The sequence below is a fragment of the Cupriavidus sp. FW305-46 genome, assembly GCF_058787075.1.
In genome coordinates this window covers 81946-90736 of sequence record NZ_JBYSZI010000023.1, presented here as the reverse complement: position 1 = coordinate 90736, position 8791 = coordinate 81946, and the positions used below count along the sequence as shown (strand labels likewise).

The window sequence follows — 8791 nt, the reverse complement described above, 5'->3', positions numbered from 1 at the left end:
TCCCCCACCTCCGCCCGCACCGCCTGCGCCGGCATCAGCTGGCGCAGGCGCGTGGTCCACAGCAGCACCAGCGGACTGCCCAAGCTGATTTCCGTGCCGAAACGAAACAGGCTGGCCAGCCCGGCCGGCAACGGCAGCTCGCGGCAGGCCGCCTCCCAGGTCTGCACCAGCTGGCTGGCGTAGCCGAGAAAGCGCTGACCATCGGGCGTCAGCCGTGCGCCCGCCTTGTTGCGCTCGAACAGGCGGCAGTTGAGCTGCGATTCCAGGCTCTTGATGCGCGCGGTCACGGCGGTCTGGGTGACATGCAGCTTGTCGGCCGCGGCCAGCAGGCTGCCGGTGCGGACGACTTGCAGGAAGGTGCGGGCGAGATCGATGTCCATGGGGCGGGGAATTACCAGTGTGACGAATTGTAGGTAATGACAGACGAGATTGAGAATTATGGACGTACACACGCAGATGTACTTCTGATTAGATGGTGCTATGCTCGTACATACAAGGATGTACATGGAAACCACAATGCATTTCACCCGGATCTTCCGTAACGGAAACTCCCAAGCGGTGCGCATTCCCGCGGAACTGGCCTACCCCGACACCGATATGCAGCTGGAAATCGAGCGGATCGGCGATGAGTTGCGGATCCGCCCCGTGCGACAGCGCCTGACGGGCCTGCTCGACGCCTTCGCCGCGTTCCCGGCCGACTTCATGGCACAAGGCCGCGGCGACCAGGAGCAGGCTGAGCGGGAGGGATTCTGATGGCCAGGTATATGTTCGACACCAACATGTGCATCTACCTGATGAAGCACCAGCCGCCCCAGGTAGCCGAACGCTTTGCTCAATGCTTCGAGGGCGATGTGGTGCTGTCTGCGATTACCCTGGCCGAACTCGAATACGGTGTAACCGTCTCTGGCAATCCGGAGGCTGCGCGGCGCGCGTTGCAAGGGCTGGTCGCGCGGGTCCCAGTGCTGCCGCTGAACGCCGAAGCCGCGCGCGCCTACGGCCCGATTCGTGCCGCCACGCGCGAACGCAAGGCAGATGTCATGGACAAGCTGATTGCCGCCCATGCCATTGCGGAGGATCTGACAGTGGTCACGCGCAACGTGCGCGACTTTGCGACGTATCCGGGCCTGCGCATCGAAGACTGGACCGCGTCACCCCAAGGCTGAACTCAAGTACCCAGCCTTCCCGAACGACTTCATGTCGGCAGGGCGGGACGAACAGGAACAGGTCAGGCGCTAAAGGCCCGCACTGCGCCACTTGTTTCGCCACCCTGCTCCCGGGGCCCCGCCAGGTCAGCGCGCCGGCTGCGGCCGCACCGCCGCTGGCATGGCAACCGGCACGGCGCCTGCCGCCGGCGCGCTGCGCGCCTCGCGCGGCGGCCTCAGCGGCGCGAGGCCTTCCGGCTCCCGCAAGGCCAACCCATTGTCATAACCGGTGGCAACGGCCTCCAGGTATCCGGGCGCAAACTTCTGTTCCGGCGTCACGGCCTGCACGGCAGGCGCTGCAGCCTGCGGCGCTTCGGACTGGGCGCAGGCGACACTGTTGATGCATAAGCCCAGCACACGCAGCAGCGCCATGGCCTGGCGCGAGCGGTGCAGGATTGCGGATGGGCGCGGCGCGGCCTGCCCTGTCTGGCATTGGGGTCGGGTGTACATCGGGGTTCTCCGGGAAGCCATTGCTGGCTGGTGGCACAACGAGCCGCGGCGCCGCGCTCGCTGTCCGTTGCGCAATGACCGTGCCACCGCCACAAGGCTGGTTGCGGCGTGGATTACGGCACTTTCCGGGAATGGGATGGTGGGGCCAGGCCGACGCTGGCGGCAGGGATGTCGGTCGATCTCCAACACCCTCGGCGGCGTCCGCGCCGCCACAGGTGCGTAAGCCCCGCCCTCAGGGCTTGACCGCCGCCGCCAGCACTGCCGGCATCGGCACCTCGAAGCCGCTGCCGCGCATATAGGCGGCGACGGTGCCGCGCAGCACGGCGCGGATCTCGTCGCGGGCCTTGGGGGTCTGCGCGCGCAGCGTGGCGGCGGCGCGCACGGTGCCCTGGGCCAGCGCATCGAACAGCTGGTCAGGCGTGGAGAAGCGCCATACCTGCGGCACGTTGCGGCAGGTGGGCGAGACAAAGCCGGCCTGCTGCAACGCGGTGCGGCAATGGCCCGGATCGCTGAACAGGAAGAAGTTCGGCCCCACGGGGATATCGACCTCCATCGAGCCGTAGGCGCGGATCGCGGCATAGACCGCGCCGAAACCGACCGCGCGCTCGGGCGTGTCCCACACGGTGAAGGCAATGCGCCCGCCCGGGCGCAGCACGCGGAAGGCCTCGGCCAGCGCGGTATCGGGGTCGGACAGGTGGCACATGCCGAAGCCATTGACCACGGCATCGAAGCTGGCATCGCCGAACGGCAGCGCCTGCGCATCGGCCTGCTCGTAATGGACATCCGGATGGAGCTTGCGCGCCAGCTGCACCTGCGCCAGCGAGAAATCGATGCCGACGGATTCGGCACCGCGCCGCACCGCCCCCGCCGCGACATGGCCAGAGCCGGTGGCCACATCCAGCACGCGCAGCCCGCTGGCCACATGGGCCTCGTCAAGCAGGGACTCGACCGATTGCCGGGTCACATGCGACAGATGCTCCTGGTACTGGCTGACGACCTCGGGATCTTCCCAGCCAGCCAGCTCAAAGGCCCGAAACGAATCTGCGGTGTGGTCCATGCCCTCTCCTCGGCGTCGATGCCAGGCTGCCGGTTTGCGCGGACACAGTGCCCCTCCGCCTCTGACCCCGGTAAAACCAAGTATAGACAGCGCCGGCGGCGCGCAGCGGCCAGGCATTCAGACCGGCACCCAGACGTGCCCTCAGGCAAAGCGCAGTGTGGCCACGCCGGCGGCGATCAGGCAGGCCGCGCCCAGGCGGGCGGCGCCCACGCGCTCCTTGAGCAGCAGCCCGGAGATCAGCGCGCCGAACAGGATCGAGGACTCACGCAGGGCGGCTACCGGGGCCACCGGCGCGCGTGTCATCGCCCACAGCGACAGCCCGTAGGACGCCAGCGTGCCGCCGCCGCCCACCAGCGCGAACACCAGGTTGCGCCGCACATAGCCGCCCAGCGCCGGCCGGCGCGCCACCAGCGCCCACGCCGCCAGCGGCACCGCGGTCAGCACGAAGATCCAGAACGCATACGCTACCGGCGCGCCGGAGCGGCGCACGCCGGTGCCGTCGATCAGCGTATAGGCGGCGATCACCACTGCGTTCAGCAGCGCCAGCCACATGCCCTCACGGCTGCCAGGGGCACCGCGGGCGCCACCCGCCATGGCCAGGATGCCCAGGCTGATCACGGCGATGCCGCTCCACGCCAGCGCCGACAGGTGCTCGCCCAGCCAGCCCACGCTGGCCACCGCCACCAGCAGCGGCGCGGTGCCGCGCATCAGGGGGTAGGTCTGGCTCATGTCCGCGGTGTGGTAGATGCGTGCCACCAGCGCGAAATACACCACGTGCACGCCCACTGACGCGGCGATGAACGGCCAGCTCGCCGGCGCCGGCTGCGGCAACGCCGGCAGCGCCACGGCGCCCATCAGTCCGGCGCTCACCGCCACCATCACCGTCGACAGCATCTTGTCGCCGCCGCCCTTGACCACCGCGTTCCAGGCGGCATGCAGGAACGCGGCGAGCAGGACGACAGCGAAGACCGTGAGAGACATGGACGGCAGCGGGCCCGGCGTGTGGGGACGCCGTCATTCTAGCGGTGCGGTGCCGCCGCTGCCGCGCCCTGGTCCGCCTACTTCGCGCCGCTGACCCGCCACACGGTATTGCCGACATCGTCGGCCACCAGCAAACCGCCTTGCTTGTCGATCGCCACGCCCACCGGCCGCCCGCGCGCGTTGCCGTCCTCATCGAGAAAACCGGTCAGCACGTCGAACGGCGCGCCGTTGGGCCGGCCCTTGCTGAACGGCACGAAGATCACCTTGTAGCCCGCCAGCGGCCTGCGGTTCCACGAACCGTGCAGGCCCACGAACATGCCTTCGCTGAAGCGCGCCGGCAGGCTGTTGCCGCCGGCGGCGGCCAGCCCGAGCGACGCGGTGTGCGCCCCCACGGCATAGTCCGGCACAATGGCCCTGGCCACCAGGTCCGGCGCCGGCGGCTTCACGCGTGCGTCGACATGCTGGCCGTAGTAGCTGTAGGGCCAGCCATAGAAGCCGCCGTCGCGCACCGAGGTGATGTAGTCCGGCACCAGGTCGCTGCCGATTTCATCGCGCTCGTTGACGGCGGTCCAGAGCATGCCGGTGACCGGTTCCCACGCCATGCCGTTGGGATTGCGCAGGCCGCTGGCAAAGATCCGGTGCGTGCCGGCCTTCGGGTCGACCTCCCAGATGGCGGCGCGGCCGACCTCCTTGTCCATGCCGTGCTCGCCCACGTTGCTGTTGGAGCCCACCGTCACGTACAGCTTGCTGCCATCGCGGCTGGCGATCAGGCTCTTGGTCCAGTGATGGTTGAGCGGCCCGCCGGGCAGGTCCACCACCTTCTGGGGCGCGGCCGTGATCTGGGTCTGTCCGGGCTGGTACGGGAAGCGCAGCACCGCGTCGGTGGCGGCCACGTAGAAGTCGTTGCCGACCAGGCCCATGCCGAACGGCGAGTTCAGGTCCTTCAGGAACACCGAGCGCTGGTCGGCCACGCCGTCGCCGTTGGTGTCGCGCAGCAGCGTGATGCGGTTGGCGCTGGGGGTGCCGGCACCCGCGCGCTTCATCACCTTCTTCATGATCCAGCCGCGGAAGCCCTTGCCGTCGTCGGGCTTGGGCGGGGCATTGCTCTCGGCCACCAGCACGTCGCCGTTGGGCAGCACATAGACCCAGCGCGGATGGTCCAGCTTGTCGGCGAAGGCCGTCACCGCCATGCCTGCGGCCGGCACCGGGCGCTGGCCCGCGGCCCAGCCGATGGCCGGCGCGATCTTGACGGTGGGGATCGCGGTCTGGTTGGGTGGCGGCAGCTGCGGCGTGGGGCCAAAGCCCGCTTCGGAAGGCAGCTTGGCCGTTTCACCGCAGGCGGCGAGCGCAGCGGTGGCGCCCGCCAGAAGAACGACACGCAACAGGGAAAAGGTGATGGGCATCGGCATGGTCCGGGCTCCTCAGGCAACGCGGGGCGGTGCGCCTGTCCCTGGACTATAGGATGCGCGCCGCCCGCCCCACTGTAGGCGCCGGGGAGGCCCCCGTGTAGGACGATGCCCACGCCCGCGGCGCGCGCGCCGCGGGCCGCCCTCAGCCGCGGTGCGGCGTATCGAGCCCCTTCACCACCGCCGGGCGCTTCACGAACGCCTCCAGCACGCGCCTGACATGCGGGAAGTCCTGGATGCCGACCAGTTCGCCCGCCTCATAGAAGCCAAGCAGGTTGCGCACCCACGGGAAGGTAGCGATATCGGCAATGGTGTAGGCGTCGCCCATGATCCAGTCGCGCCCTTCCAGCCGCTGGTTCAGCACATTCAGCAGGCGCCGGCTTTCGGCCACGTAGCGGTCGCGCGGGCGCTTGTCCTCGTACTCCTTGCCCGCGAACTTGTGGAAAAAGCCCACCTGCCCGAACATCGGCCCGATGCCGCCCATCTGGAACATCACCCACTGGATGGTTTCATAGCGGCGCGCGGGGTCGGCCGGGATCAGCTGGCCCGACTTGTCGGCCAGGTAAAGCAGGATCGCGCCCGATTCGAACAGCGCCAGCGGCTTGCCGCCCGGGCCGTTGGGATCGAGGATGGCGGGAATCTTGTTGTTCGGGCTCAGCGACAGGAACTCCGGCGACATCTGGTCGTTGGCGTCGAAGCGCACCAGGTGCGGTTCATACGGCAGGCCGGTCTCCTCCAGCATGATCGACACCTTGACCCCGTTGGGCGTGGGCAGGGAATACAGCTGGATGCGGTCGGGATGCTGCGCCGGCCATTTGCGGGTGATGGGGAAAGCGGACAGATCGGGCACACTGGCTCCTGGTTCAGGCGCTTGCGCACTGCGCAAGAAGGCGCCGGACAACGGAAAAACCCGATCATAAACCGCTCCTGCCATGCATGCAGCGCAGGGCCTCAGGCGGCCTCGGCCGGCTGCACCGCGCGCTGCAGGGCCGCGCGCAAGGCCTCGCCCAGGATCGGCTTGTGCAACACCGGGAAGCCGCTGTCATGCAGCGCCTGCAGCCGGTCTGGCGCGGTGTCGCCGGTGACGATCAGCGCCGGCACCGCGCGGCCCAGGCTGGCGCGCAGCATGCCGACCGCGGCGATGCCGGTCAGGCCTTCGGCCAGCCGGTAGTCGGCCAGGATCAGGTGGACCGGGGCGGGCCCGTCCTGGCTGGCGGCGCGGTACGCAGCGCGCACTGCGGCAACGGTGCGCCCGCCGTAGACCACATGGCCCCAGAGCATCAGCAGTTCGGTGAGCGCGCCCAGCACCTGCGCGTCGTCGTCGACCAGCATCACGCAGAGCGGCTCGCCAGCGGCCGCGGGAATGGCGGGGGTGGCTGGATGCACCTGTGCCGCGGCGGCAGCCAGCGGCACGCGCACCGAGAACACGCAGCCGCGCCCCGGTGCGGAACGCAGGCCCACCTGGTGGCCAAGCAGTGCCGCCAGGCGCCGCACGATCGCCAGGCCCAGGCCCAGTCCCTTTGCGCCCGCTTGGTCGTCGCCTGCCGTGGCAAGGCCCGGCACCTGGGCGTATTCGTCGAACACGCGCGACTGCTGGGCCGCGGCGATGCCCGGGCCGGTGTCGATCACCTGGATCTCCATGGCATCGCCGCGGCGCCGCGCGCCCACCAGGATGCTGGCACGCGGCGCATGGCGCAGCGCATTGGCCACCAGGTTGTCGAGGATGCGCTTGAGCAGGTCCGGATCGCTGTCGATCCACGCGCGCGCCGGCACCACCCGCAGCACGCTGCCGCGCTGGCACGCCTGCTCGGCGTACTCGTCGCGCAGCTCGGCCAGCAGCCGCGCCAGCTGCAGCGGCTGGCGGCGCACCGGCATCACGCCGGCATCCAGGCGCGAGGCGTCGAGCAGGCCGTCGAGCAGGTTGTCCATGCGCGCCAGCGTGGCTTGCAGCCGGTGGCCGATCGCATGCGCCTGGCCGCCAGCCACGTCGCCGCGCTCGCCCAGTGTCAGCAGCGATGCCGCCTGCAGGCCGATGGCATACACCGGCTGGCGCAGGTCGTGCCCGGCGGCCGCCAGGAAGCGCGTCTTGGCCCGGTCCGCGGCGGTGGCGCGGTCGCGCTCGCGCTCAAGCTCGCCGATCAGCGCGACGTTCTCGAAGCGCAGTGTCACGCCATCGCGCAGCGCGCGATAGGTGACCTGGCTGTAGTAGATGTTGACGCACAGCAGGCACGCGGCAAAGCCCGCGTAGACGCCATACACCGGCCCCTGCTGCACCAGGCAATAGATGGTGAACGGCAGCAGCATGGCCGCGACTGAACCGCGGTAGGTGGCCGGATGCGCCGACAGCGACGGGATCGCGCCACTGGACATGCCGGCCAGCACGATGCAGCAGAACGCCACCAGCTGCGGTTCGGGCGGCAGCAGGATGGCAGAGCCCACGGCGCCCCACAGCAGGCTGGACAGCCAGGACAGCACCATGAAGCGGCGCGCCCACGCCTGCGGCGGCGTGCTGCCGTCGCGCCGGAAGTAGCGCCACGACAGGCCGATGCGCAGCGTGGTCAGCAGGTACACCGCGGCCATCCAGCCGGCCAGCATGGGCAGCGGCACGCTGGGACGCAGCACGTAGACCACCGGCAGCGCAATGACGAAGTTGGCAAACAGGACCGCGTTGGACTGGCGGTAGAGCAGGTCCACCATCGCCGCCGGCACATCGCCGGGCTGCCAGGCCGGCGGCAATCCGGTGCCTGTGGCCGTCATGATGCGAGCGCCCGCTGCGGGCGGCAGGAAACGGTACGGCAACAGGACAACGGGAGCTTGCGCATGCTAGATAGGCCGTGGGGCAGGTTGGGCGTGCAACGCTATAATCCAGCCGGCCGCCGGTTCATTGGGGCATTCAGCAGGCCACCTGCAGCTGCCGGACTGACGGGCTGCCGTTTTATACCACCTTCCCTTTCCCATTCGCCACCGATGCACCTGCCGCGATGAGCCGCTTTCCCGTCCCGACCCGCGTGGCCCTCGCCGATGACCATGCCATCGTGCTGGAGGGCCTCAAGCAGGTGCTGTCCGGCGTCGGCAACCTGGTGCTGGCGGGCGAGGCAGCAGATGGCGCGCAACTGCTGGGGCTCCTGGAACGGGTACCGACCGACCTGCTGGTGATGGACCTGGGCATGCCCGGCGTCGATGGCCTGGCCTTCGTGGAACGCCTGCGCACCAGGCATCCCGCGCTGCGCATCCTGGTGCTGACCGGCAGCGCGGGCGCGGGCATGGCCCACGCGGCGATCGATGCGGGCGCCAATGGCTACCTGGTCAAGAGCGGCGATATCAGCGAACTGGTGCCCGCGCTCATGGCCCTGCGCGAGGGCCGCAACTTCGTGGCCGCGCGCGCCACTGCACCGGCCACCGCGGCACCGGACGGCATTGCCACGCTCACCCGGCGCGAACTGCAGATCCTGATGCTGATCGCGCGCGGCGCCACCGCCGGCGACATTGCCGCGCAACTCGACATCAGCCCGCTGACTGCGCGCAAGCACCGCGAGAACCTGATGCGCAAGCTCGACCTGCACAATACCGCGGAGGTGGTGGCGTACGCCGCGCGTCAGGGGATTCCGCTGGGTGCTCCAAAGCCGCCCGAACTAGCCTGAGCAAGGTGTTCTCCCTCTCCCCTCATGGGGAGAGGGAGCACCCCAGCGGTGATT

General features: G+C 69.5%; 10 protein-coding genes. 3 read left to right on the top strand and 7 right to left on the bottom strand.

What is annotated here, in order from left to right:
• Window positions 1-380 (bottom strand): LysR family transcriptional regulator (locus tag AC3WON_RS13700; RefSeq protein ID WP_492352032.1); only part of this gene is annotated, 380 nt, incomplete at its 3' end.
• 136 nt (window positions 381-516) lie between these two features.
• On the opposite strand from AC3WON_RS13700, the gene vapB reads away from it, so the two are divergent.
• Both vapB and AC3WON_RS13690 read left to right on the top strand, forming a co-directional pair.
• Window positions 517-753 carry a type II toxin-antitoxin system VapB family antitoxin gene (gene vapB / locus AC3WON_RS13695; protein ID WP_492320704.1) on the top strand — a complete coding sequence of 79 codons (237 nt, stop codon included), beginning with the start codon at window positions 517-519 and terminating at the stop codon, window positions 751-753.
• A complete protein-coding gene (locus tag AC3WON_RS13690; RefSeq protein WP_492352031.1) occupies window positions 753-1163 on the top strand; it encodes a type II toxin-antitoxin system VapC family toxin in 411 nt (136 codons plus the stop codon). Before vapB ends, AC3WON_RS13690 begins: the two co-directional genes overlap by 1 nt.
• 126 nt (window positions 1164-1289) lie before the next feature.
• Here AC3WON_RS13690 and AC3WON_RS13685 read toward each other — a convergent pair whose 3' ends face one another.
• The 6 genes from AC3WON_RS13685 to AC3WON_RS13660 form a co-directional block, all read right to left on the bottom strand.
• On the bottom strand, window positions 1290-1652 hold the full coding sequence (locus AC3WON_RS13685) for a hypothetical protein (RefSeq protein ID WP_492352030.1): 363 nt from the start codon (window positions 1650-1652) through the stop codon (window positions 1290-1292).
• 232 nt (window positions 1653-1884) lie between these two features.
• Window positions 1885-2709: a class I SAM-dependent methyltransferase gene (locus tag AC3WON_RS13680; protein WP_492320700.1), complete on the bottom strand. Its 825-nt coding sequence runs from the start codon at window positions 2707-2709 to the stop codon at window positions 1885-1887.
• Between the two features lie 141 nt (window positions 2710-2850).
• Window positions 2851-3690 carry an EamA family transporter gene (locus AC3WON_RS13675; RefSeq protein ID WP_439669720.1) on the bottom strand — a complete coding sequence of 280 codons (840 nt, stop codon included), beginning with the start codon at window positions 3688-3690 and terminating at the stop codon, window positions 2851-2853.
• Between the two features lie 77 nt (window positions 3691-3767).
• Window positions 3768-5099 carry a PQQ-dependent sugar dehydrogenase gene (locus AC3WON_RS13670; protein ID WP_492352029.1) on the bottom strand — a complete coding sequence of 444 codons (1332 nt, stop codon included), beginning with the start codon at window positions 5097-5099 and terminating at the stop codon, window positions 3768-3770.
• A 142-nt stretch (window positions 5100-5241) separates the two neighbouring features.
• Complete coding sequence (locus tag AC3WON_RS13665; protein ID WP_492352028.1) at window positions 5242-5946, bottom strand: glutathione S-transferase N-terminal domain-containing protein; 705 nt, start codon at window positions 5944-5946, stop codon at window positions 5242-5244.
• A 101-nt stretch (window positions 5947-6047) separates the two neighbouring features.
• Complete coding sequence (locus AC3WON_RS13660) at window positions 6048-7853, bottom strand: hybrid sensor histidine kinase/response regulator (RefSeq protein WP_492352027.1); 1806 nt, start codon at window positions 7851-7853, stop codon at window positions 6048-6050.
• Window positions 7854-8077: 224 nt separating this feature from the next.
• Here AC3WON_RS13660 and AC3WON_RS13655 point away from each other — a divergent pair, with 224 nt between their 5' ends.
• The gene (locus AC3WON_RS13655) at window positions 8078-8737 is read left to right on the top strand and encodes a response regulator (RefSeq protein WP_492320696.1); all 660 of its coding nucleotides are present in this window, start codon (window positions 8078-8080) and stop codon (window positions 8735-8737) included.
• Window positions 8738-8791: the final 54 nt, after the last annotated feature.